Annotated in this window: 18 protein-coding genes; 13 read left to right on the top strand and 5 right to left on the bottom strand. The window is 66.6% G+C overall.

Annotated elements, in window-relative coordinates; translation table 11 throughout:
* Positions 1-310 precede the first annotated feature (310 nt).
* Complete coding sequence (locus AC1DT6_RS15050; protein ID WP_045236297.1) at positions 311-1633, bottom strand: putative bifunctional diguanylate cyclase/phosphodiesterase; 1323 nt, start codon at positions 1631-1633, stop codon at positions 311-313.
* 293 nt (positions 1634-1926) lie between these two features.
* Between AC1DT6_RS15050 and AC1DT6_RS15045 the strand changes: the two genes are divergently transcribed.
* The 9 genes from AC1DT6_RS15045 to AC1DT6_RS15005 all read left to right on the top strand — a co-directional run bounded on the left by AC1DT6_RS15045 (position 1927) and on the right by AC1DT6_RS15005 (position 13458).
* Entirely contained in the window at positions 1927-3558 is a 1632-nt protein-coding gene (locus AC1DT6_RS15045; protein WP_441637393.1) for a methyl-accepting chemotaxis protein, read from the top strand.
* Positions 3559-3583: 25 nt separating this feature from the next.
* Positions 3584-4072: a chemotaxis protein CheW gene (locus tag AC1DT6_RS15040; protein ID WP_441637395.1), complete on the top strand. Its 489-nt coding sequence runs from the start codon at positions 3584-3586 to the stop codon at positions 4070-4072.
* Positions 4069-5415, top strand: coding sequence for a CheR family methyltransferase (locus tag AC1DT6_RS15035; RefSeq protein WP_477111303.1), 1347 nt, complete (start codon positions 4069-4071; stop codon positions 5413-5415). Before AC1DT6_RS15040 ends, AC1DT6_RS15035 begins: the two co-directional genes overlap by 4 nt.
* Complete coding sequence (locus AC1DT6_RS15030; RefSeq protein WP_441637146.1) at positions 5408-6142, top strand: chemotaxis protein CheW; 735 nt, start codon at positions 5408-5410, stop codon at positions 6140-6142. The genes AC1DT6_RS15035 and AC1DT6_RS15030 overlap by 8 nt, the downstream gene beginning before the upstream one ends.
* The gene (locus AC1DT6_RS15025) at positions 6139-8505 is read left to right on the top strand and encodes a hybrid sensor histidine kinase/response regulator (protein ID WP_441637144.1); all 2367 of its coding nucleotides are present in this window, start codon (positions 6139-6141) and stop codon (positions 8503-8505) included. The genes AC1DT6_RS15030 and AC1DT6_RS15025 overlap by 4 nt, the downstream gene beginning before the upstream one ends.
* Positions 8502-9521, top strand: coding sequence for a chemotaxis response regulator protein-glutamate methylesterase (cheB, locus tag AC1DT6_RS15020; RefSeq protein ID WP_441637142.1), 1020 nt, complete (start codon positions 8502-8504; stop codon positions 9519-9521). The genes AC1DT6_RS15025 and cheB overlap by 4 nt, the downstream gene beginning before the upstream one ends.
* A 120-nt stretch (positions 9522-9641) precedes the next feature.
* Positions 9642-10652: a diguanylate cyclase gene (locus AC1DT6_RS15015; RefSeq protein ID WP_441637140.1), complete on the top strand. Its 1011-nt coding sequence runs from the start codon at positions 9642-9644 to the stop codon at positions 10650-10652.
* A gap of 176 nt (positions 10653-10828) precedes the next feature.
* A complete protein-coding gene (locus AC1DT6_RS15010) occupies positions 10829-11536 on the top strand; it encodes a response regulator transcription factor (RefSeq protein WP_441637138.1) in 708 nt (235 codons plus the stop codon).
* Complete coding sequence (locus AC1DT6_RS15005) at positions 11533-13458, top strand: sensor histidine kinase (protein ID WP_441637136.1); 1926 nt, start codon at positions 11533-11535, stop codon at positions 13456-13458. Before AC1DT6_RS15010 ends, AC1DT6_RS15005 begins: the two co-directional genes overlap by 4 nt.
* Before the next feature lie 14 nt (positions 13459-13472).
* On the opposite strand, the gene AC1DT6_RS15000 is transcribed toward AC1DT6_RS15005, so the two are convergent.
* From AC1DT6_RS15000 to AC1DT6_RS14990, 3 genes are all read right to left on the bottom strand, one after another.
* A complete protein-coding gene (locus AC1DT6_RS15000) occupies positions 13473-13769 on the bottom strand; it encodes a helix-turn-helix transcriptional regulator (protein ID WP_045236288.1) in 297 nt (98 codons plus the stop codon).
* Positions 13770-13974: 205 nt separating this feature from the next.
* Entirely contained in the window at positions 13975-15477 is a 1503-nt protein-coding gene (locus AC1DT6_RS14995) for a tripartite tricarboxylate transporter permease (protein WP_045236287.1), read from the bottom strand.
* A 12-nt stretch (positions 15478-15489) separates the two neighbouring features.
* On the bottom strand, positions 15490-15951 hold the full coding sequence (locus AC1DT6_RS14990) for a tripartite tricarboxylate transporter TctB family protein (RefSeq protein ID WP_045236286.1): 462 nt from the start codon (positions 15949-15951) through the stop codon (positions 15490-15492).
* A gap of 611 nt (positions 15952-16562) precedes the next feature.
* Here AC1DT6_RS14990 and AC1DT6_RS14985 point away from each other — a divergent pair.
* Entirely contained in the window at positions 16563-17066 is a 504-nt protein-coding gene (locus AC1DT6_RS14985) for a MarR family winged helix-turn-helix transcriptional regulator (RefSeq protein WP_441629463.1), read from the top strand.
* Positions 17067-17103: 37 nt separating this feature from the next.
* On the opposite strand, the gene AC1DT6_RS14980 is transcribed toward AC1DT6_RS14985, so the two are convergent.
* The gene (locus tag AC1DT6_RS14980; RefSeq protein ID WP_441629458.1) at positions 17104-18636 is read right to left on the bottom strand and encodes an MATE family efflux transporter; all 1533 of its coding nucleotides are present in this window, start codon (positions 18634-18636) and stop codon (positions 17104-17106) included.
* Positions 18637-18956: 320 nt separating this feature from the next.
* Between AC1DT6_RS14980 and AC1DT6_RS14975 the strand changes: the two genes are divergently transcribed.
* The 3 genes from AC1DT6_RS14975 to AC1DT6_RS14965 are packed head-to-tail and all read left to right on the top strand — an operon-like array spanning position 18957 to position 23198.
* Positions 18957-21296, top strand: coding sequence for a hypothetical protein (locus AC1DT6_RS14975; RefSeq protein ID WP_441629457.1), 2340 nt, complete (start codon positions 18957-18959; stop codon positions 21294-21296).
* On the top strand, positions 21293-22528 hold the full coding sequence (locus AC1DT6_RS14970) for a hypothetical protein (RefSeq protein WP_477111780.1): 1236 nt from the start codon (positions 21293-21295) through the stop codon (positions 22526-22528). The genes AC1DT6_RS14975 and AC1DT6_RS14970 overlap by 4 nt, the downstream gene beginning before the upstream one ends.
* Positions 22431-23198 (top strand): DUF1266 domain-containing protein, encoded by a 768-nt coding sequence (locus AC1DT6_RS14965; protein ID WP_441629455.1) that lies wholly within the window; start codon positions 22431-22433, stop codon positions 23196-23198. Before AC1DT6_RS14970 ends, AC1DT6_RS14965 begins: the two co-directional genes overlap by 98 nt.
* Positions 23199-23218 lie beyond the last annotated feature (20 nt).

The following is a 23218-nucleotide window of genomic DNA, read 5'->3' as shown; positions in this document are numbered from 1 at the left end:
GCCAACACCTGCCACCCTGCTATCACCATACTTCGCTTAACGCCAGGCTGCCGGACTAGCCGACTTGACTTTGTAAGCACATATTTCCCTGTCCTGGACAGGCGGGAGAGGCATAGCTTGCCTGCGCGCCGCCCGCCACGGGCCCCGCCACGTCGGGCTGCCAGGGCTGGCGGGACGAAACGGGACGAAACGGGACAAAGCCGGAAACAAATTTCCAGGCGGGAAGCGCGGCCGTGCAGGGCAGCCGGCACATGGTATCAACGGGGAAAAGGCGGAGCAGCGATGCTGGCGCGGGCCCGGCCCGCCCGGCTCAGCGAGCCGACTGCCGCAGGAATTCGGTAAATTTGTCGGGGGACATAGGCCGGCCGTACAGGTAGCCCTGCACCTCATGGCAACCGTTCGCGGCAAGGAAATCCCGCTGCTCGACGGTTTCCACGCCTTCGGCCACCACCCCGATGCCCAGGCTGCCGCCCACGTTCACCATGGCGCGCACGATGGCGGCGTCGACTGGGCTCTCGGTGACATTGCGGATAAACGACTGGTCGATCTTGATGCGGTCGACCGGAAATGACTTGAGGAAACTGAGCGAGGCGTAGCCGGTGCCGAAATCGTCGCAGGTCAGGGTCACGCCATCCCGGCGCAAGGTCTGCAACTGCCCGGAGAACTCGTCGCCCTGCTGCAGGGCGATGGTCTCGGTGATTTCCAGCTCGAGCCGCTCGGGCGCCAGGGCCAGCTCGCGCAGCACGTGGCGGACTTCGGTCAGCAGGCGGCTCTCGCTGAGTTGCGCCGCAAACAGGTTGATGGCGACGCGCGGCGCATCGGGAAACCCCAGCGACCACATGCGCGCCTGGGCGCAGGCGGTGTGCAGCAGCCAGACGCCAACGTCCGCCGCCACGCTGCTGGCCGCCAGCGCATCGATGAAGCTGGCCGGCGTCAGCAGGCCCTGGGTGGGATGGCGCCAGCGCATCAGCGCCTCGGCGCCCACCACGCGGCCATCGCGCAGGTCGATCTGCGGCTGGTACAGGAGTTCGAACTGGCGTTGCGCGTAGGCATCGCGCAAGGCTTGCACCAGCGACAGGCGGGTGGTCACGTCGGTGCGCATCTGCGGCTTGAAGAAGCGGATGGTGCGGCCGCCGTCGCGCTTGGCCCGGCCCAGCGCCAGGCTGGCCGATGCCAGCGCATCCGAGGCGTTGTCCCCGCCGGCCGGCATCACGCACGCGCCCAGGCTGGCCAGCACATGGTGGCGCCGGTTGCCGTATTCGTGGGGCTCCGACTGGAGCGAAAGGATGGCCGCGCTGACATGGCGCACCAGGGTGGGATCCGCGATGGAGGGGAGCAATACGGCGAACTCGTCGCCGCCGATCCGCCCCAGGATGGCGTCGCGCGGCGAGGCGTCGCGCAGGCGGCGTGCCACGCGGCGCAGGATTTCATCGCCCTCGGCATGGCCGTGCATATCGTTGAAAGCACGGAAATCGTCGATGCCGAGCAGCAATAGCGAACAGCGCGGGGTGGCCTCCGAGCGCAGGCGGCCTTCCAGCGTGTTCAAGAATGCCTGGCGCGACGCTACGCCGGTCAACGGATCGAGGTCCGCGTTCGACGGCGCGCCGGCCCTCGCCTCTGACCTGGCCACCATGCCTGCCCTGTTTGTGATTATCGACATCGGTCCGATCTGACTATTTGGCAAGTGTGACGAAAACCAGGAAAAAATCAAGCCGCGTCAAACCATAATATGGCGATATGTTGCGACCGGACAAATACCATTACCCTTGACGTTCCCTTCCGCGGGCGCCATTGAAATGGCAGAAGCCTTACAGTACCCTACCCCGCTATAACGCACCCCTGGTGCTCCGCCCAGCCTTCTAACCCGCGTCCGCGCGCCATTTTCACCGCGCCCGGCCGCCCGCTCCCCCTACTACAAGAAAAGCAATGGGAAAACGCATCGTGACCCTCTGGACCATCCGCACGCGCATCCTGGTAAGTTTCGCCTTTATCCTGGCGGTCATTTTACTCACGGCGGTGATCGCCTACGACCGCCAGTCGGCCATCGAAACCAATGCCACCGCGCTGCGCGACGATGCCCTGCCGGGACTCTACTACAGCACCGCCATGCGTGGTGCCTGGGGCGAAGCCTATGTCCTGGCCTGGCAGAGCATCACAGCGGCCAATGACACGGAGCGGCGCCAGTACGCCGAGAGCAACGTGGCATTGCGCAAGCGGCTGGACGCCCTGGAAGAGAAATACGCCGACTCGATCCGGCGCCCCGAAGACCGCCAGCGCTTCGAGAAGTACAAGGAGATCCGCCGCGGCTATGACGAAGCCAGTTCGGTGATCTTCGCGGCAGGCGGCGCCGAGGCCGGCGCCATGGAAAGCCGGCTGCGCGGCCCGATCCATGCCATCTGGGACGAAGGCCGGACTACCCTGCAAACACTGTTGGACGACAACAACAAGGTAGCCAGCGAAGGCGCCACCAGCATCAACCACGCGGTCGAGACCGCCAAGATCAGCATAGAGGTCTCGCTGATTGCCGCCTTGCTGGAGTCGCTGGTAGCCGGCTACCTGTTGTTCCGTTCCATCACCGTGCCGATGCGCTCGATCGTCGATCTGCTCACCAATATGCGGGGCGGCGACTTGCGCCAGCGCCTGTCGCTCAATCGCAAGGACGAATTCCTCGAGGTGGAGCAGGGCTTCAACCAGATGACCGGCGATCTTACCGGGCTGGTCGGACAGGCCCAGCGCTCGGCCATCCAGGTGACCACTTCCGTCAACGAGATCGCCGCCACCGCACGCCAGCAGCAGGCCACCGCCACGGAGACCGCCGCCACCACCACCGAGATCGGCGCCACCTCGCGGGAGATCTCCGCCACCTCGCGCGACCTGGTACGCACCATGACCGAGGTCTCCGGCGCCGCCGAGCAGACCGCCGGCCTGGCCGGCACGGGCCAGGTCAGCCTGTCGCGCATGGAGGCCACCATGCACCATGTCATGGAAGCCGCCGGCTCCGTCAACGCCAAGCTGGCCACCCTGAACGAGAAGGCGGGCAATATCAACCAGGTGGTCACCACCATCGCCAAGGTGGCGGACCAGACCAACCTGCTGTCGCTCAATGCCGCCATCGAAGCCGAGAAGGCCGGCGACTACGGCCGCGGCTTCTCCGTGGTCGCCACCGAAATCCGCCGCCTGGCCGACCAGACCGCGGTAGCCACCTACGATATCGAGCAGATGGTGCGCGAGATCCAGTCCGCCGTGGCTGCCGGTGTCATGGGCATGGACAAGTTCTCCGAAGAAGTGCGGCGCGGCATGTCCGAGGTGACGCAGGTCGGCGACCAGCTCTCCCAGATCATCGGCCAGGTGCAGTCGCTGGCACCGCGGGTGCAGATGGTCAACGAAGGCATGCAGGCCCAGGCCGGCGGCGCCGAGCAGATCAACCAGGCCCTGATGCAGTTGTCCGAAGCGGCCCAGCAGACCGTGGAATCGCTGCGCCAGTCCAGCCAGGCGATCGACGAGCTGACGCTGGTTGCCAACGACCTGCGTACCGGCGTGTCGCGCTTCAAGGTATGAGCGCGCCGGGCGCCGGCAACACGCCATGAAACTCTTCCTGCTCTTTCGCATCGGGCCGGACCACTACGCACTGGACGCGAACGAGATCGCCGAAGTGCTGCCGCTGACCACCCTCAAGCAGCTGCCCGAGGCGCCGCCCTGGGTCAGCGGGCTGCTGGCGCGCGGTGGCGAGGTGGTGCCGGTGATCGACGTCAACGCGCTGGCCACCGGCACGCCGGTCGCCAGGCGGACCAGCACGCGCACCGTACTGGTGCACTACCGCCGGCAAGCCGATGCGCCGGCGCGCCTGCTCGGGCTGCGTCTGGAGTACGCCACCGAGACGCTGCGCTGCGATCCCGCCGAATTTGTCGACAGCGGCGTGGACCCCGCTCCGGCGCGCTACCTGGGGCCCGTGCGCAACGGCAGCCAGGGGATGGTGCAGTGGATCAAGGTCGATGCCCTGCTGTCCGACCCGGTGCGCGCGCGCCTGTTTCCCGACTTGCCGGCAGCTGAGCCTGCCGCGCCAGGGCCATGACCACCGCCGCCCATATCGAGGCCTTGCTCAAGGAGCGCATCGGCCTGGACGCCGCCACCGTGGGGCCGGGCATGATCGAGCGCGCGGTGCGCGAGCGCCTGGCCGCGGCCGCGGCGCCGGATCACCACGCCTACTGGAACCTGCTGCACGTGCAGCCGGACGAACTGCAGGCGCTGATCGAAGCCGTGGTGGTGCCCGAGACCTGGTTCTTCCGCCATCGGGAGGCGCTGCTGGCGCTCGCCCGCTTTGCCGCCATGCGCGTATTCGGAAGCGCTGGCGAACACGAGGATGCCGGGCCGTTGCGCATTCTCAGCGTGCCCTGTTCGACCGGCGAAGAGCCGTATTCGATCGTCATGGCGCTGCTCGATGCCGGCGTGCCGGAGCAGCGCTTCCAGGTCGATGCCGTGGACATCAGCGCGCGCTCGCTGGAGCGCGCCCGCATCGGGCAATACGGCAGCAACTCCTTCCGGGGCGGCCCGCTGGATTTCCGCGACCGGCATTTCACCGCCAGCGCGGGCGGCTACACCCTCAAGGCCAGCGTGCGCGCCAAGGTGCGCCTGCTGCGCGGCAACCTGCTCGATCCGGTCCTGATGGCCAATGAGGCCCCCTATCACTTTGTGTTCTGCCGCAACCTGCTGATCTATTTCGACCAACCCACGCAGCGGCGTTCGCTCAAGGTGCTGGAACGGCTAAGCCGGCCGGACGCCATGATTTTCGTCGGCCCGGCCGAAGCCAGCCTGCTGACGCGGCACGGCTTTGTCTCGGCGGGCGTGCCGCTCGCCTTTGCCTTTACCCGGCGCAGCGCACATGCACAGGCCCCGGGCAACCTTGCCGTGCCGGATTACCTGGCCCAGCTGTCCGATCCGGTCCGGGCCGCCCCGCCGCCGTTGTCGTGGCCGGCGCGTACGGCCGTGCCCGCCAGGCCTCTGGCCCCGCGCGGGCAGGCACGGCCCACGGCGATACCGCCCCCCTCCGCCGCACCGGCGCCGGCCCCGGCCGCCGGCAAAGCGGCCGCCCCGGCCAATGCCGGCGCCGATGCGCTGGCCAGGATCTCCCGGCTTGCCGATCGCGGCGACCTCGCCGCCGCGGTGGCGGCCTGCCTGGCGCACCTGGAAGCGCAGGGCCCGTCGGCCGCCGCCTATTGCCTGCTGGGCGTGCTCCACGATGCCACCGGCCGGCCGGCCGACGCGCGCGAGGCCTATCGCCGCGCGCTTTACCTCGACCCGGCTCACCAGGAGGCGCTCTACCATATGGCTGCCATCCTGGAAGCGGAAGGCGACGGCGCGGCAGCGGCTCGCCTGCGACATCGCGCACAACGCAAGACCCCGACCCATCATGCCTGAGCCCGCATCGCTTCCCCCGGCCGAGCATGGCCTCCCGCCCGGCGTGACGACTGTCGCCGTGGATGACTGCTGGCGCCGCATCGGCGTGCTCGGAAACGGCAGTTGCCCGCTGCTGGCCACGCACATCCATTGCCGCAATTGCCCGACCTACTCGCGCGCGGCGCTCACGCTGCTCGACAACCTGCCTACCGGCGAAGTGAGCCTGCCCGCCGACAGCGCCGTCCAGGCCGAGACCGCTGCGCGCGGCCCCACCCTGTCCTGCCTGGTGTTCCGCATCGGCGACGAGTGGCTGGCGCTGCCGGCGGCCGCGCTGGCAATGGTCACCGCACCCTGCCCCGTGCATTCGCTGCCGCACCGCCACCACGCCGCGGTGCTGGGACTGGCCAGCGTGCGCGGCAACCTGCTGGCGTGCATCTCGCTGGCGAAACTGCTCGGCCAGGACCCGGCCGCCGGCGCCGCGTCCAACGCCGCCGCCGATGCCAAGGGTGGCGCCGGGCACGGCGCCCGGCTGCTGGTCCTGGGCCAGGGCCGCACCGCCATCGCGCTGCCGGTGGACGAAGTCACCGGCATCGAGCGGATCGCGGAGGCAGCCCTGCAGCCACTGCCAACTACCTTGTCGCGCGCCTCGGCGCATTACACCCGGGCCTTGCTCAAGAGCGGCGGGCGCAGCGTCGGCCTGCTCGACCCGGCCCTGCTGCAACAAGCCCTGAAGCGGAGCCTGGCATGAACCCCGACCAGTTGCGCGACGCCTCCCTGCTGGAGCTGTTCGCGCTGGAGGCGCAATCGCAGGCCGAGGTCCTCAATGCCGGCCTGCTGTCGCTGGAGCGCGACCCCACCGCGGCCGACCAGCTCGAGGCCTGCATGCGCGCGGCCCATTCGCTCAAGGGCGCCGCGCGCATCGTCGGCCTGGATGGCGGCGTGCGCGTGGCCCACGTGATGGAAGACTGCCTGGTGGCGGCCCAGCACGGCGAACTGCGGCTGCGGCCGGTGCATATCGACGCCCTGCTCCACGGTACCGACCTGCTGCTGCGGCTGGGCTGCCCGCCGGGCGGCGATCCCCTATGGGCCGACCAGGCCGGCAAGGCCGAGATCGATGCCCTGGTGCTGCGGATGGGCGCGCTGCTCGCCGGCGAGGAAGTCGACGCCGACGCCTGGGCGGCAGGTCATGCCGCGCAGCGCCTCGCGCCGGGGAGCGAGGCGCTGGCCGAACCACTAGCCGAGTCGCAAGCCGCAAGCACTACGCCCGTGAGCGCGGCGCGGCCCGAGGGCCCGGCGCCCGACGCGGTCGCGGGCACCAAGGCCGCAGGGCCAGCCACGCAGCCCTCCGGCCTGCCGGATGCCCAGGAGCGCATGCTGCGCGTCAGCGCCGATACGCTCGACCAGTTGCTCGCGCTGTCGGGCGCGGCGATGGTGGAAACGCACTGGCTCAAGCCCTTCGGCAACGCGCTGCAGCAGACCCGGCGGCTGCAGATGCGCGCGCTGCAGGCGCTCGATGCGCTGCAGGTGGCGCTCGCGGCCAGTCCGGCGGACGCCCTCGCCCGGGCCTCGCTGGCCGAAGCGCAGCGCTTGCTCGGCGAGGGCCACCAGCAGTTGTCGCAACGGATCACGGAACTGGAGCAGTACGACCACCGCACCGGCCGGCTCGCGCACCAGATCTACGACCGGGCGCTGGCCAGCCGCATGCGGCCCCTGGCCGACGGCCTTACCGGTTACTCGCGCATGGTGCGCGACCTGGGGCGCTCGCTGGGCAAGGCGGTTCACCTCGAACTGGTCGGCGAGAGCACCAAGGTCGACCGCGACATCCTGGAGCAGCTCGAGGCGCCGCTGGCCCACCTGCTGCGCAATGCGGTAGACCACGGCATCGAAACGCCGGAAGCGCGCCTGGCCGCCGGCAAGCCGGCCGAAGGCCGCATCACGCTGAACGCGCGCCACAACGCCGGCCGGCTGGCGATCGTGATCGCCGACGACGGCGCCGGCGTGGACCTCGATGCCCTGCGCCGCGCCATCGTCCGGCGCAACCTGGTGCCCGAGGACACCGTGGCCAGGCTGTCGCAGGCGGAACTGCTCGACTTCCTGCTGCTGCCCGGCTTCAGCATGCGCGAGACCGTCAGCGAAGTGTCGGGGCGCGGCGTCGGGCTCGATGCCGTGCAGGACATGCTCCGCCAGGTGCGCGGCAGCATCCGCCTGACGCAGCAGAGCGGACACGGCATGCAGTTCCACCTGGAGTTGCCGCTCACCTTGTCGGTGGTGCGCGCGTTGCTGGTCGAGGTATCCGGCGAGGCCTACGCCTTCCCGCTGGCTTACGTCATGCAGGCCATCCACCTGGAGCGCGGCGACATCGAGCAACTGGAGAACCGCCAGCACTTCCGCTTCGGCGGCCGCCAGGTGGGGCTGGTAAGCGCGGCCCAGGTCCTGCAGCAAGCGGAAGCCCGCCGCGACGAGGAGACGGTGCCGGTGGTGGTCCTGGGCGACCAGGAGCGCACCTACGGGGTGGCGGTGGACCGGCTGCTGGGCGAGCGCATCCTGGTGGTGCAACCCCTGGTGGCGACCTTGGGCAAGATCAAGGACATCGCCGCCGGCAGCCTCACCGAGGATGGCACGCCGGTGCTGATCTTCGATGTGGAGGACATGGTCCGCTCAGTGGAAAAGCTGCTGTCGGAAGGCAAGATCGACCGCATCCGCCGTGGCAGTACCGAGGCGGCGCCGGTCCGGCGCAAGCGCGTGCTGGTGGTGGACGATTCGCTTACGGTGCGCGAGCTTGAGCGTAAACTGCTCTCCAACCGCGGCTACGAAGTCGCGGTCGCGGTGGACGGCATGGATGCCTGGAACGTGCTGCGCGCCGAATCCTTTGACCTGGTCATTACCGACATCGATATGCCACGCATGGACGGCATCGAACTGGTCAGCCGCATCAAGCGCGACGCCCGCCTGCAGCAAGTGCCGGTGATGGTGGTGTCATACAAGGACCGGGAGCAGGATCGCCAGCGCGGCCTGGAGGCCGGAGCCGACTACTATCTGGCCAAGGGCAGCTTCCAGGACGCCGCGCTGCTCGATGCCGTCCAAGACCTGATTGGAGACGCACGCGCATGAAGATCGGCATCGTCAACGACTCCCGGCTGGCCGTGGCCGCCCTGCTGCGCGTCATCGCGCTCGACCCTTCGCTGGAGGTGGCATGGGTGGCCGAGGATGGCGAAAGCGCCGTGCGCATGGCCGCCGCGCGCACGCCCGACCTGATCCTGATGGACCTGCTGATGCCGGTCATGGACGGCGTCGAGGCAACCCGCCGCATCATGGCCGCCACGCCGTGCGCCATCGTGGTGGTGACCATGGACCTCGGCCGCAACGCCAGCCAGGTGTTCGACGCCATGGGCCACGGTGCGGTCGACGCGGTCGATACGCCCACGCTGGCCGAGCCGGATTCGAAGCTGGCCAGCGGCCCGCTGCTGCGCAAGATCCGCAATATCGGCCGGCTGCTCGATGGCCGCACCGGGCCCTCGCGCGCGGCCGCGCCGCTGATGCGCAAAGCCAGCACCGAGCGACTCGTGGCAGTGGGGGCATCGGCCGGCGGCCCTTCCGCGCTGGCCACTGTGCTGGGCAGCCTGCCGGCCGGATTCAACGCCGCCGTGGTCGCGGTCCAGCATGTGGACGAGGCCTTCGCGGCCGGCATGGCCGACTGGCTGGACGCGCAGTGCCACTTGCCGGTGCGGCTGGCCCGCGAGGGCGAGGGTCCGCAGCCGGGCACCGTGCTGCTCGCCGGCACCAACGACCACCTGCGCCTCATCGGCGCCACTCGCATGATCTACACGGAAGAGCCGCGCGACTACCTGTACCGGCCGTCGATCGATGTATTTTTTGAGTCCGTGGCCCAGCACTGGCGCGGCGACGCGGTGGGCGTGCTGCTCACCGGCATGGGCCGCGACGGTGCGCTGGGGCTCAAGGCCATGCGCGAGCGCGGCTGCCTGACCATTGCCCAGGACCAGGCCACCAGCGCCGTCTATGGAATGCCCAAGGCCGCCGCCGCGCTTGGGGCCGCGAGTGAAATCCTGCCTTTGCCGCAGATCGCCGCCCGCATCGTACGGGCGTGCAACACCAATAACAATCAGTAACCACGGGCTGGACAGAGGTGCCGGACATGCAGCGAAACAATCCAGGCGGTACAGGCAGTAGCACAGCCGCGCCACGATCAGCTTTTCGGCGCCTCCCAGCCAGAGAGCACGAGGAACATAATGTCTAAAGAAACAGCCCCTAGCACCAGGCAGCACCAGGATGAATACAAGGCCATGGTGCTGCTGGTGGACGACCAGGCCATGGTGGGCGAAGCGGTAAGGCGCGAACTCGAACCCGAGCGGGACATCGATTTCCACTATTGCGCCAAGCCCGACGAAGCCGTCGCCGTGGCGGAGCGCACCCGCCCCACGGTGATCCTGCAGGATCTGGTAATGCCCGGCATCGACGGCCTGACGCTGGTGCAGCAATACCGCGCCAACCCGGCGACGCGCGACATTCCCATCATCGTGCTGTCCACCAAGGAAGAGCCGATCATGAAAGGCGCGGCCTTTGCCGCCGGCGCCAACGATTACCTCGTCAAGCTGCCCGACACCATCGAACTGGTGGCGCGCATCCGCTATCACTCGCGCTCCTACCTCAACCTGCAACAACGCGACGAAGCCTACCGCGCGCTGCGCCAGAGCCAGCAGCAACTGCTCGAGACCAACCTGGAACTGCAGCGGCTGACCAACTCGGACGGCCTGACCGGGCTGTCCAACCGGCGCTATTTCGACGAGTACCTCGGGGCGGAATGGAAACGCGCCAACCGCGAGCAAAGCCAGCTGGCGCTGCTGATGATCGACGTGGATTCGTTCAAGGCCTACAACGACACCTACGGTCACGTGGCTGGCGACGAAGTGCTGCGCCGCGTGGCGGGCGTGATCCGCGAGAACTGCGCGCGCCCTGCCGACCTGCCGGCGCGTTTTGGCGGCGAGGAGTTCGCCATGATCCTGCCCTCCACCTCGCCCGGCGGCGCGCGGCTGCTTGCCGAGAAGGTCAGGCGCGCAATCGAATCCCTGCAGGTACCGCACAGCGGCTCCCCGGTAGGTGCGTATGTGACGGTCAGCATCGGCGGCACGGCGATGGTGCCCGGTGCCGATATGCCATTCAGCCGCATCGTCGAAATCGCCGACGCGGGTCTCTACCAAGCCAAGCGCAATGGCCGCAACCAGGTCGTGATGACATCCTGACCGGGCGGGGCGGCACGCATCGCCGCCCCTGCCGCCCGCCGCTTTTCGCCCTCCGCGCCGGTTTGACCACGACCGGCGCCAGCGCTACGATAGCCCGCCAGGCGCCATCCCATGAATATGGAGTAGCGCGCCCTGCCCGCTCCGCGGCATAGTCGAGACCAGCCTCCGCCCACACCATGCGCTCACAGAACCAGTCTCCGGCCCCGGAAGCCGATATCCGTGTCCTGCTAGTGGAAGACGACCCCGCCACCAGCGCGCGCCTGCAAAGTGCCCTCAGCAGCTTGCCCGGCATCCAGGTAGTGGCGGCCTGCGCGCAGCGCGCCAGCGCCTGCGAATGGCTGGACACGCAGGAGCCCGACGTGCTGCTCTGCGATCTCGGGCTGCCGGACGGCTCCGGCATCGATGTCATCCGCCATGCGCGCCGGCTGCACCCGCGCTGCGACTGCATGGTGATCACCATGTTCGGCGACGAGGCCAATGTGCTGGCCAGCATCGCAGCGGGGGCCACCGGCTACCTGCTCAAGGACGAATCGGACGACAACCTGCGCGCCTCTGTGCTGGAGCTGCGCGCGGGCGGCTCGCCAATGAGCCCGGTCATCGCGCGCAAGGTCATCACCCGGCTGCGCAGCGCCAGCGCGCCGGGCCTGCCGGCGCCGGACGCGCCAGGCGCCCAGGGGGCGGAGGTGACGCTTTCGGCCCGCGAAACCGAGGTGCTCGACCTGATTTCCCGCGGCTACACCTATGCGGAAACCGCCGGTCACCTGTCGATCAGCGTGCATACGGTACAGGCGCATATCAAGAACATCTACGGCAAGCTTGCTGTCAACTCCCGCACGGAAGCCGTCTTCGAAGCCCACAAACTCGGCTTGCTGAAAACCTTGTGAGACCGCTGCCCGGAGCGCATCCGGCCGGCATCCTGCTCGCCGCCAAATGGATCGTCTCGTTCGCCCTGCTGCTGGCCGCCTGCGCGGCGGGCGTGGGAGGCGCAAGCCATGCGCAAACCGAACAGCCCGCGCAGGTGCAGGCACTGGAACAGGCGGAAGCGATTGTCCGCCTGACCGGCGGCGGTCCTGGCGCTGTAACGGGGCCGGTCCCGCTGCAGTTGAAGCTGCCGCACTACTGGGACCGCGAATTCCCCGGCAGGGACGGCACGGCCACCTACCGGCTCGCCTTTCAGTACGTTCCCACCGGCCACGACACGCCCGCGTTCTACCTGGCACGAGCCGCCAACAGCTTCGAGATGCGCCTGAACGGCAAGCTGCTGGCAGCCTCCGGCGACTTGTCGGCACCCGCCATCCACGCGGGGCAGCGTCCCCTCTACGTGCCGGTGCCCGAGGTCATGCTGCGGGCCGACAACGAACTGGTCGTCACCATCGCCGCGCTGTCCAATGGACGCGGCGGCCTGTCCAGGATCGAGTTCGGCCCCGGCAACGTGGTGCGTTCCCACTACGATGGCGCCTTGTGGTTCCGCGTGATCGGTCCGCTGGTGATCGCCGCCGTCAGCCTGCTGCTGGCCGCCATCTCGCTGCTGATCTGGTGGCGCCAGCGCGATCCCCTGTTCGGCTTGTACGCGCTCGCGGAGATCGCCTGGGCCATCAGCCTCGCCGAGTTCTTCCTCGCCGATACGCCGTTGCCGCGCGGCGTCTGGCAGGTCATCGTGCTTTCCAGCCGGGCGATCTTCATGGTAGCGACGGCCAAGTTCGCCTTTATCATCATCGACGTGCGCGCGCGCTGGCCGGGGTGGGCGGTCAACGCCTACCTGTGGATCAAGTTTCCGCTGATCGTGCTGATGGCCAGCGTGCTGAGCTTGCCTTACCTGAAAGTGGCGGACTGGGGCATCAATGTGGCGATCGCCTGCTACGTGGCGGGCGCGCTGGTATGGTCGGCGCTCCGGCGTCCCAATCACGAACGGGTGGTGCTCGCCGTCGCGCTGGGCCTTGCCACCGCGCTCACCGCCGCCGACTTCGTGCGCATCTGGCTCACCGGCGACTTCTACTGGGATACGGCACTCACCAAATATGTCTCGCTGCTGTTCAGCCTGACCATGGCATGGCTGCTGGTCGACCGGTACACGCGCACCACCCGCATGCTGGCCGATCTCAACCGTGACCTTGACCACAAGGTTGCGCAAAAGGAGCAGGAGCTTCACAGGCTCTACGCCCACTCGCGCGAGGTAGAGCGCGAGCAGGCCACGCTTAGGGAACGCGGGCGCATCATGCGTGACATGCACGACGGACTGGGCAGCACGCTGGTCGGTGCGCTCAGCGTGCTGCGCTCCGGGCAGGGCTCGCCCGCGGTGTTGCAGGAGCACCTTCAGCATGCATTGGATGCGCTGAAATTCTCGGTGGATGCCATGCAGGACACTGGCGGCGATCTCGCCGCCGTGCTTGGCAACCTGCGCTATCGGTTGCACGCGAGGCTGGAAGCGGCCAGGTTGCGAGTGGACTGGCAGGTGGAGCGATTGCCGGCTGCGGCCGGCCTGACGCCGCAGATAGTGCGGGAACTACAGTACCTGTTGCTGGAAGCCTTTAGCAATGTCATGCAGCATGCAGACAGCGGCGTGGTGCAGGTGGTGGCGCGCAGCGTCGGGGGAGAGGCCCGCGGTGGCGGGGCCATCCTGATCGAGATACGGGATGACGGGTGTGGATTCGATGTCGCGGCTGCCGTGCAGGGGCATGGCCTGGCCAATATGCGCAGCCGCGCGGCTGCCATCGGCGGCGAGCTGTCGATTGACTCTTCCGGGCGGGGTACTGTGGTTTGTCTCTTGCTGTTCCCGGCCAGGTGGAAGGCGGGGGAGACTGGCTGAGGGTTGGGCGCACCTCAACTCCCCTGCCCGATATCACTCTGCAGCACGTCCAGGTGCGAGAGATAGTTATCCAGTTCCTCGCGCCCGCTATCCGTAATGCAATAGACCCGGCCACTGCCTTCCACCAACTCCGCCGTGATGGCCCGTGCGATGAGCAAGCTACGCAGGATGGGCCTGAGCGAACGAATATTCTTCTCGACCCCATGCTCGCGCAAACGGTCGACCAGTGTCATTACTGTCGACGGACTCGACTGGACAAGTTTCAGGATGTACAGCTTCGAAACGAAGCCATCTAGTGCTGGAGTTCTCATGCGGCGCCTGTGACGCACCAGACAGCGGTGCGATAGAGCAGATCATCATGCGCAGCCCTGGCACTGCGAGCGCAGCCGGGCGTGTTCAGTGCGAGCGGCCCGGCTTGCACCGGGAGCGCTATCCAAAAAAATCGGGGTGCCCGAGGCACCCCAAATCTTGCGTTGCGTGCGCCGGCACGACGCCGGCGCGGGTGGGGCTCTATGACTACTCTTCCTGGAACGCCTCTTCGCGCTTCGCCTTGATCGACGGCAGTGCGACAACAGCGACCAGTGCGGCAGCGGCGATCAGCAGGCCCATCGACAGCGGACGGGTCACGAACACGGTGAACTCGCCACGCGACAGCAGCAGGGAGCGGCGGAAGTTCTCTTCCATCATCGGTCCCAGCACGAAGCCCAGCAGCAACGGAGCCGGCTCGCACTTGAGCTTCAGGAACAGGTAGCCGAGGATGCCGAAGCCTGCCGCCATGAACACGTCGAAGGTCTGGTTGTTGACCGAGTACACACCGATACCGCAGAACACCAGGATGGCCGGATACAGGAAGCGGTAAGGCACGGTCAGCAGCTTCACCCAAATTCCGATCATCGGCAGGTTCAGGATGATCAGCATCAGGTTGCCGATCCACATCGAGGCGATCAGGCCCCAGAACAGCGCGGGGTTGCTGGTCATGACCTGCGGGCCCGGCTGGATGTTGTGGATGGTCATCGCACCCACCATCAGCGCCATCACCGCGTTGGGCGGAATGCCCAGCGTCAGCAGCGGGATGAAGGAGGTCTGCGCGGCGGCGTTATTGGCCGATTCCGGACCTGCCACGCCTTCGATGGCGCCCTTGCCGAATTCATGCGCGTACTTCGAGGTCTTCTTTTCCAGCGAGTAGGCCGCGAACGAAGCCAGTGCAGCACCGCCGCCCGGCAGGATGCCCAGCGCCGAACCCAGCATCGTGCCGCGCAGAACCGCGGGCGCCATGCGCTTGAAGTCTTCCTTGGTCGGCCACAGGTTGGTCACGCGGTCGGTGAAGGTCTCGCGGTCTTCCTTCTGCTCCAGGTTGGCGACGATTTCAGCGAAGCCGAACATACCCATGGCAAGCGCGACGAAGTCGATACCGTCAGTCAGTTCCGGAATGTCGAAGGAGAAACGCGCGGCACCCGAGTTCACGTCGGTACCGATCAGACCCAGCAGCAGGCCCAGCACGATCATCGCAACCGCCTTGGGCAGCGAACCCGAAGCCAGCACCACGGCACCGATCAGGCCCAGCACCATCAGCGAGAAGTACTCGGCGGGACCGAACTTGAACGCCAGTTCCGACAGCGGCGTAGCGAACGCAGCCAGGATCAGGGTTGCCACGCAGCCGGCAAAGAACGAGCCCAGGCCCGAGGTTGCCAGCGCTACCCCTGCCCGTCCCCGCCGTGCCATCTGGTAGCCATCGATGGTGGTCACCACCGACGACGATTCACCCGGCAGGTTGACCAGGATGGCGGTGGTGGAGCCACCGTACTGCGCGCCGTAGTAAATACCGGCCAGCATGATCAGCGCGGCCACCGGCGGCAGTGTGTAGGTCACCGGCAGCAGCATGGCGATGGTGGCCAGAGGCCCCAGGCCCGGCAGCACGCCGATCAGGGTACCCAGCACGCAGCCCAGGAAGGCGTATGCCAGGTTTTGCAGCGACAGCGCCGTGGAGAATCCCAAGGCAAGATGGTCAATCAATTCCATATGGCCGACTCCTTAACCAGTAATGAAAGCAGGCCACACCGGCATCTGCAGGTTGATGCCGTACACGAAGGCGCCCATGCTGATCAGCACCAGCACGATGGCGTTCAGGATCGCGCCCTTCCAGCTGAACTCATGGCTGGCCATCGACGACACCAGCACCAGCACGAACACCGACAGCACCATGCCGAGCGGCTTGAGCAGCAGGCCGAACAGCACCACCGAACCCAGGATCCACAACAGGGTCTTCAGGTCCCAGCGGGCGAGCTGATCCTTCTCCCCCTTGCTCGATAGCGAACCGATCAGAACAAAGGCACCGAGTATGGCGAGTACCAGACCGAGCAGAAACGGAAAATATCCGGGGCCCATCTTGGCGGCTGATCCCATGGAATAGCCGCGAGCGACGAAGGAAAAGCCCAGTCCGACCAGAATGAACATCAGGCCGGAGGCAAAGTCCTTTTGGCTGCGTATGCGCAAAACGATTCTCCTCAAAGTACATAGAAGCAGTGCCCTCCACACACAGGCTCTTGCATGCGAAGGCGGTTCGATCGGCAGGGAAGATGCTGTCCCTGCAGGTTGGCTCGAACATTAGAGAGGCGATCTTTCAGCTTGCTTTCATTTGTCTTGGTTTAGGGGTATTCACCGATACGCACTGAAATTCCCTGAAAAAATATGCATCACACCGTGATGTATTAACGAAAGACGCATGAAAGGGAACTGAAGGGAAAGCGAAGGGAAACTGAAGGCGAACTGAAAGGGAAGGAAGCCCGGAGGGCACCAGGAACCGCGAGATCGGATAGGCGCCTGGCACGAACACGCGAGCGCCGGCTGCCGGCAGAGGGCACCGAGCGCGAGGCATTCAACGTGGAACACGCGGCAAGAAAACACGGACGGCATGCATCCGCTTTGACCACGGCAAGCACGGTGCCATAAACAACTTTCGATTGCCTTTCATGCCGCCGCGCGTGGCAGCCGCAGCATCCGGGGCGGACTCTGCGATAATGTCAGAGCACGAACATGACAAAACGTATTGATCCATGAGCCATCCCCCCTCGCGCCGCCCGCCTAGCCCGCCCCCCCTCCCCGCCATGACTGCCGCGGCGCACGGCGTGCCCCGTCCCGGCGAGGGCAAACGCGGCGAAAGCGGCTACCTCGGCTATCTGCTGCGCCAGGCCGGCGCCGCCAACCGGCTGCGCATGGAGCGCGCACTGGGGGACCTCGGCGTCACCTCTCCGCAATTCGTGGTGCTGACCATGCTGGGCGCTTATCCCGGCTTGTCCAATGCCGATCTCGCCAGGCTCGCCTTGCTGACACCGCAGACCGTCAGCGTGATCGTGGCCAACCTGGAAAAGGCCGGATCGATCCGGCGCCAGCCCCATCCGGTGCACGGCCGGATCCAGAACATTGTGCTGACGCCGGCCGGCGCCGCGCTGCTGGCCACGTGCCGCGAGCGCGCCCTGCAGAATGAAGCGCAGTTGCGCGCCGGCCTCACGGAGCAGGAGGAGCAGGTGGTGCGGCGCTGGCTGGCCGGGCTGGCAAGGGGAAATGAAAGTGAAAGCGGCCCCGCTGAACACGGGGCCGTCCTGGAGTGATGCAATGCGGCGTGCCGGACGCCGCCAACCGGTGCGTTCAGTCAGCGCCCTGCTTCGACACCTCGCGCGGTTCGCCTGCCATCGCCGCCTCGCCGGTGCTGCCGGCGCCAGCGGTGGACAGGGCCTCCTCGCACGGCGTGCCCATGCTGGTGTCGGGTGCCTGGGGCGCGAACTCCGGCTCCGGCGCCGGGCTGGGTGCCGCCGGCAGGATATGGCTCGCGCGCCAGTTGCCGAAACGGTAGTACGCGACCGCCAGCGTCACCGAGACGATCGAGCCCAGCGGAAAGCTCCACCAGATCGCATCGGCGCCGATGGTGCGCTCGAGTACCCAGGCAAACGGCAAGCGCACCACCCACATCGACAGGAAGAGAATCACCAGCGGTGCCATCACCGCGCCAGTGGCGCGCACGGTGCCGAACAGCACGATGGTGAAGCCGAACAGGATGAAGGACCAAAGCACGATGGCGTTGATATGTTGCGCAATGCCGATTGCGGTGCCGTCATCGGGCAGGAAGAGGCCGAGCGAATGGCGGTTGAACAGGTAGATCAGGCCAACCAGCGCGCCCGTCATCAACAGGTTGAACAACAGCCCTACCCGCGTGATGCGGGTCACGCGATCCCACAAGCCGGCGCCTACGTTCTGCGCCACCATCGACGACACGCTCGCGCCCACGGCCAGCGCCGGCATCTGCACATAGGTCCATAGCTGCGAGGCCACGCCATACGCTGCAGTGGTCTGCGAGCCGTAGCGATTGACCAGCGACATCATCACGATCGCGGACGACGAGATCACCACCATCTGCAAACCCATCGGCAGGCCCTTGGCCACCAGCGCGCGCAAGATGCCGGTATCGGGCCGCAGGTAGGCCAGCTGATGCCGGCGCAGCGCGAGGAAGTGGCGGCGGCGGTAGAGCACCGCCAGCATTGCGGCCAGGCTCACCAGTTGCGCGATCAGCGTGGACAGCGCCGATCCCGCGATGCCGAGTTCGGGAAACGGGCCGATGCCGAAGATCAGCAGCGGATTGAGCAGCACGTCCAGCCCTACCGACAACACCATGAAATAGAACGGCGTGCGCGAATCTCCCGCGCCGCGCAGCGTCATCATCACGAAGTTGTAGAAGTACATGAAGGGCAGCGCCAGGAAGATGATGCGCAGGTAGCTGATGGCCAGCGCCCTGGCATCGGCCGGCGTATCCATGGCGGCAAGGATGTCTGGCGTGAAGGCATAGCCGAGCACCGCGGCAATTACCGACAGCAGGACAAAGAAGGTGGTGCTGGTGCCCACCACGCGGCGCGCTTCGCCCAGGTCGCGCGCGCCCACGGCTTGCCCGATCATGATGGTGTTGGCCATGCTGATGCCAAACACCACGCCCAGCAGGAAGAACAGGATGATGTTGGCATTGGAGGTGGCGGTCAGCGCCGCCTCGCCGAGAAAATGCCCGACCCACACCGAATTGATCGAGGCATTGAGCGACTGCAGGATATTGCTGCCCAGCACCGGTAGCGAGAACAGCAGCAAAGTGCGACCGATCGGGCCCGTGGTCAGCTGGGCTTTGGATTTTGTTGGCATGTTCGAGTTTGTCTCGTGTTCTTATTGCGCCCGACACGCATTCGTGTCATCAGGTGACAGGAGCAATATCAATCGGAATGCCCCGTGCGCGCCACTATCTCATACCTTCCTGACAGCCTTTGTCGGCAGGTGTCGTCAGACAGAAAGCCAATTGTAAACAGTCGCCGTCACAGCCGTCACGCAATGCGTGACGTGGCCCAGGCGCCTCGTTCATTCGAGAGGAGCAGGCGCCTCCAGCCCCATTGGATCTCCGGGTAGAATCCGGCATTGGCCGCACATTAGGCATTTTTGTTGTTTCTCCCAGAAAATCAAAAAAATTCATGGATATCAATGGCAATGCACTGACAGGTGCTCAGCTGGAACAATTCCTGGACCGTCTCGAAGCTGATCTCGAAGAAGGAAATTCAACGGAAGCGGCTGATTTGCTGGCGAGATTGCGCGCCAGGCCTTTGCGGGCGGATTCACTGGAATCCATTGACCGGCTGCACACGCTGTGGATGCGGGCGGGCGATTCCGCGGCTGCACAGGCCGTGGTCAACGACGACGGCGCCGCCGTACTGGCACTCGCGCAGCGCGAGGCCCGGGCCGGGCTGCGCATGCACCTGGCGCTCTATCGCCTCCAGATTGCCAACTACCTCGACGAGGAAGAGCCCACCCGGCAAGCCCTCGGAGAGATGCGTGCCATCGTTGCCGAGATGCCGGACCTTGATGCGAACCGGTACCGGCAGCTTCGGGTATTCGATAGCCTGGAGCGGCGCAGCCTGGACATCGCGCTGGAAACGGTTGAACTACGCAATGCACTGGACGGCGCCATCGCGCAGCGGGCTGCTTTCCGCGCGTGGGACCATGCCGACTACCAGCGGCGGCGTGCGTGGGCGCTGTCGCGTCATGGCAGCGACGACGAGGCGCGCGCAGCGGCCGGTGCGGCAATCCTGGCGCTGCAGACGGCGGCTGCGGATCAGGACGTCGACGAAGACGACTGGCTGCGCCTGGGCGGCGCCCTGATCGCGATCGCGCCCGAACGCCTGGCTGCCTTCCAGCAGGCGGTAACGGCGCTGACGGCGGACCGCGCCTTGCCGCAGCGCCGTGAGCTGGAAGTCCGGCTGGCCCGGCTCGCCGCGCGCGCCTTGCACGCGCAAGGCGATTTGCCGGGCGCGCTGGACGCTTGCTCCGCCGCGCGCCATGGCCTGTCCTCGGACGGCAGCGATGACTTCATCGAATACGAACTGCCGTGGCTGATCGAAGCCCGGCGCGTTGAAGAGGCCGGCCGCCGGGCCTTCTTTCACATTTACCAGCTGGAAGCCGAGATGTGGGACGGCGCCGCGCGGCTGGTTCACGCGCGTCTGGCCGACGCGGACGACGACTCCGTCTGGTGGCCATTGTGCGCCATGCGGGCCTGCAATACCGCCGAGACGCTGGAGCGTTTCATCTCTGTGGCGCAAGAGGACGGACAGGATCTGCCGACGCTCTCCCCGGTTCATGAGGCGCTCTTTGGCGCCGTTGGGGAAGTAAATGGTGCGCAGGCCATGCAGGTAGTGTTCGCAGCCGCGCGCGCGCTGGCCGAGCAGCGTTCGCCTCGCCATCCGTGGATCACGCGACTGGCGGCCGTGCACGATGCCGGCGCAGGCCGCATCGATGCCACCACGCAAGCGGCGCTGTTGTATGCGGCGGCGCAGGAAGGCGGCATGGACGACAACCGTACCGCATACGCCCTGTTCCATGCGCGAGTGCAATCGCTCGGGCTGCCCCAGACGCTGAAGTTGCCGCATCCTTCCCTGCCGAGCGGGCTGTGGGGCTACAACTTCGGGGTCACGATCGGGAGCTACCTGGAGGAACACCTGGACAGCGTTCCCGCGGAACTGCGCAACGAGACGTACCGCGATTTCATCAAGTTGCAGACTGCCGCCTACGAGCAAGGGCAGGCGTGCATGGAGCGCTATTTCGCGAGCGGCGGCGGGCATCCGTACGACGCCTGCGCGCACCTCTACTCCATGATGTGCAATAACCTGGCCATCATCTATCGCTACGACGAGCGGCGCTATGAGGATGCCGTCGACCTGCATATGCGGGGCATCGCGGCCAGCCCGTTTGCCGAACACTATGCCGGCCTGCTGAGTGTGCGGATCGCGATGAAGGATGCCGAAGGGATCGTGAGCGCGGCCGAGCAGCTCTGGCACTACGCCGCCGAGCATGGCTACAGCCGGCATGACCCCAACGACTATCTGGGCGAGGTGTCCCAGGCTCTGTACAAACTCGATCGCGACCGCGAGATTCCGATCTGGCTGGAGCGCCTGGTGAAATGGCAGCGGGAAGAAGGCCTGGACGATGACAACTTGTCCACCGATGCGTTGGGCGTGCACCTGCAGATGGCATTCAACCTGGCGCATAGCTGCCCGGAAGAAGCGTCGGTATTGTGGAGCCGCATCGCGCGCCAGGTGGAAGCCTGTCCGGTGTCCTGGATGGTATGCCTGGGGGCCGACACGCTCCACGGGCTGCATCGCCGGGCCGAGGCCGCCGCGCTCTACGAGCGCGCCCTCGCACTCAATCCGCGCAGCAACGAATACGAATGCGATGATGCCAGCGCGATTGAGGAAAAGCTGGCGCTCTATCGGACCGAAGCCAAAGCCCCTGCCAAAAGCTGGTGGCAAGTCTGGAAATGAGTGCGGCAAGGCGGACCTCCGGCTACGCGCCGCGCAACGCGCTCAATGCCGGCGCGCTGAAGTCGGGGATCGCCGCGCGCAGCCAGGCGCGAGGCGACGAAGCGACCGTGCGCGCCTGGCTGCTTAACCACTTCTATCGCCATCTCGTCGCCAACTTCGAGCCGGCGACAAACATCGGTTCGCTTGCCGATGCGCGGCAGATACTGAAATCCGAGGCCGTACCGGAATGGATTGTTGCCCGCTTTGCCGCCTCCGCCAAGGCGGGCAGCAGCGAAGCGGCAACGCCGCTAGCACCCGTGGTCTGGGTCGATCCTGCCGATACGCGCCTGCTGGCACTGGAAGCGCGGCTAGTCGAATTCCTGACGTCGCGCCAAGGCACCGCCCTGGAAGGCAAGCTGGACCGCATCAACTGCCCGCAAGCGCTGGCGCTGTGGGACAAGGAACATGCCGAGATGGCAACGCGCATCGAGCGTGGCTGGCGCCAGAGCCAGCCCGAGGCGCTGCGCACCCTGCTGGCGACGCCGAATGGCGTGTTCGTGGAGTTCCTGCCGGACAGTGCGCTGCTGCGCTCGGAAATGGCGTTTGAAAGCTATGTCATGCGGCACTGCCTCGGGCAGTTTGCCGACCGGCGCGCGCTGGCCGGGGGCTACGGCGAGCGGTATGCCGGCGCGGTGGCGCAAAAGCAGCTGCGCCTGGTGAGCTTCCGTGATGCCGGCGGACATCCGCATATCACGATCAGCGTGAGTATCCAGGCCAATGGCGCGCTCCGCGTGGACCAGGTCAAGGGAAAGCAGAACCGGCCGCCGATCGAACGCTACATCGAAGACGTGCTGGCCTGCCTGAACGCGCTGGGCACCGACGAGGAAACACCGGCCGATTGCATCGCAATCGGCGTGGTACGCACGCCAGCCGGCTGGGAGCGCATCGAAGACGTGACCGACGCCGCAACGCAGACCCGACTGGTCGGCAGGTATCCGCAACTCTTCGTCAGGCTCAGCTCGCCAACGCCGATGGTGGAATGGCTGGTCGCCGCGCGCGAGCCGGGCCTGCTGTCGGCGCGTTCGCCGCGTGCGCCATCGGTCGGTTATGCCACCAGGCCTATGCCGGCACGAAACGCAGAAACGGGAAATCCGCATGGCGGCGGGGAAGCTGTCGCCACCGAAGGGGTGCCGTGGCCGGAACTATCGCTATCGCGGGCAGCGGAAATACTGGCCTTGCAATCCAGATCGTAACGGAGCGCCGAACCTGATGATCTTCTACATCCTTCTCGGGGGACTCGTACTTTGGTGGGCTTACCGCCGTCTGCGCCCCGCGCGCTCCGCTGTGTTCACGCAGCGCAAGCAATGGGCCCTGACACTGGCGCAGCCGATGGTCGACGCCACGGGCATGACCGGTTTTTTCGACCCCGCCACGGACCGCCTGACGGAGAATGCGCGCGCATTCTTTCGTGCGCAATTGCTGCACCAGATGGAGTTCCGGGCCAATGCGACCGACGACGAAGCGCGCCAGCACCTCGCCCAGGTACTCGAATCGCGTTGGTTTCGCACCGATCTGCATGCGCTCCTGCCGACAGACGATCCTCGTGCCGCGCTGGCGTTTGCCTGTGTCCGGATGGCGTTTTTTGCGCGCATTGTCATGTTGATGGGCTGGGCGGAGCCCATGGCCGCCTGGCGCGTGCTGTTGCTTAATGCGCAGCGTGCGCAGGACTGCTTTGCAAGCTGGGAGGAATTCGGCATTGCCTTTATCGCCGGCCGCCGGCAATGGGTTGCGGCGTTCCGGGCCGACCCGATGGGCAAAGCCTTCGATGAAGCAAGCTTGCGCCAGCTCCTCGCCCCGCCCAAGGGAGTCTGGGCAACGCTGGCATGGCCGGACCTGCCGGCATTCAGCCCACAGCCGCTCTGAGCCGCGCGAGCGCCGATCAC

The organism is Cupriavidus sp. 01L45 (genome assembly GCF_056399885.1).
This window is presented reverse-complemented; position numbering and strand designations above follow the sequence as displayed.

What these genes read in the sequence shown, in the direction of transcription:
- cheB (WP_441637142.1), top strand. Translation starts at nt 8,502, where the DNA reads ATGAAGATCGGCATCGTCAACGACTCCCGGCTGGCCGTGGCCGCCCTG.
- AC1DT6_RS15000 (WP_045236288.1), bottom strand. Translation starts at nt 13,769, where the DNA reads ATGAGAACTCCAGCACTAGATGGCTTCGTTTCGAAGCTGTACATCCTG.
- AC1DT6_RS14980 (WP_441629458.1), bottom strand. Translation starts at nt 18,636, where the DNA reads ATGCCAACAAAATCCAAAGCCCAGCTGACCACGGGCCCGATCGGTCGC.
- AC1DT6_RS15040 (WP_441637395.1), top strand. Translation starts at nt 3,584, where the DNA reads ATGAAACTCTTCCTGCTCTTTCGCATCGGGCCGGACCACTACGCACTG.
- AC1DT6_RS14975 (WP_441629457.1), top strand. Translation starts at nt 18,957, where the DNA reads ATGGATATCAATGGCAATGCACTGACAGGTGCTCAGCTGGAACAATTC.
- AC1DT6_RS15050 (WP_045236297.1), bottom strand. Translation starts at nt 1,633, where the DNA reads ATGGTGGCCAGGTCAGAGGCGAGGGCCGGCGCGCCGTCGAACGCGGAC.
- AC1DT6_RS15025 (WP_441637144.1), top strand. Translation starts at nt 6,139, where the DNA reads ATGAACCCCGACCAGTTGCGCGACGCCTCCCTGCTGGAGCTGTTCGCG.
- AC1DT6_RS15010 (WP_441637138.1), top strand. Translation starts at nt 10,829, where the DNA reads ATGCGCTCACAGAACCAGTCTCCGGCCCCGGAAGCCGATATCCGTGTC.
- AC1DT6_RS14970 (WP_477111780.1), top strand. Translation starts at nt 21,293, where the DNA reads ATGAGTGCGGCAAGGCGGACCTCCGGCTACGCGCCGCGCAACGCGCTC.
- AC1DT6_RS14965 (WP_441629455.1), top strand. Translation starts at nt 22,431, where the DNA reads ATGGCGGCGGGGAAGCTGTCGCCACCGAAGGGGTGCCGTGGCCGGAAC.
- AC1DT6_RS15030 (WP_441637146.1), top strand. Translation starts at nt 5,408, where the DNA reads ATGCCTGAGCCCGCATCGCTTCCCCCGGCCGAGCATGGCCTCCCGCCC.
- AC1DT6_RS15015 (WP_441637140.1), top strand. Translation starts at nt 9,642, where the DNA reads ATGTCTAAAGAAACAGCCCCTAGCACCAGGCAGCACCAGGATGAATAC.
- AC1DT6_RS14985 (WP_441629463.1), top strand. Translation starts at nt 16,563, where the DNA reads ATGACTGCCGCGGCGCACGGCGTGCCCCGTCCCGGCGAGGGCAAACGC.
- AC1DT6_RS15035 (WP_477111303.1), top strand. Translation starts at nt 4,069, where the DNA reads ATGACCACCGCCGCCCATATCGAGGCCTTGCTCAAGGAGCGCATCGGC.
- AC1DT6_RS15045 (WP_441637393.1), top strand. Translation starts at nt 1,927, where the DNA reads ATGGGAAAACGCATCGTGACCCTCTGGACCATCCGCACGCGCATCCTG.
- AC1DT6_RS14995 (WP_045236287.1), bottom strand. Translation starts at nt 15,477, where the DNA reads ATGGAATTGATTGACCATCTTGCCTTGGGATTCTCCACGGCGCTGTCG.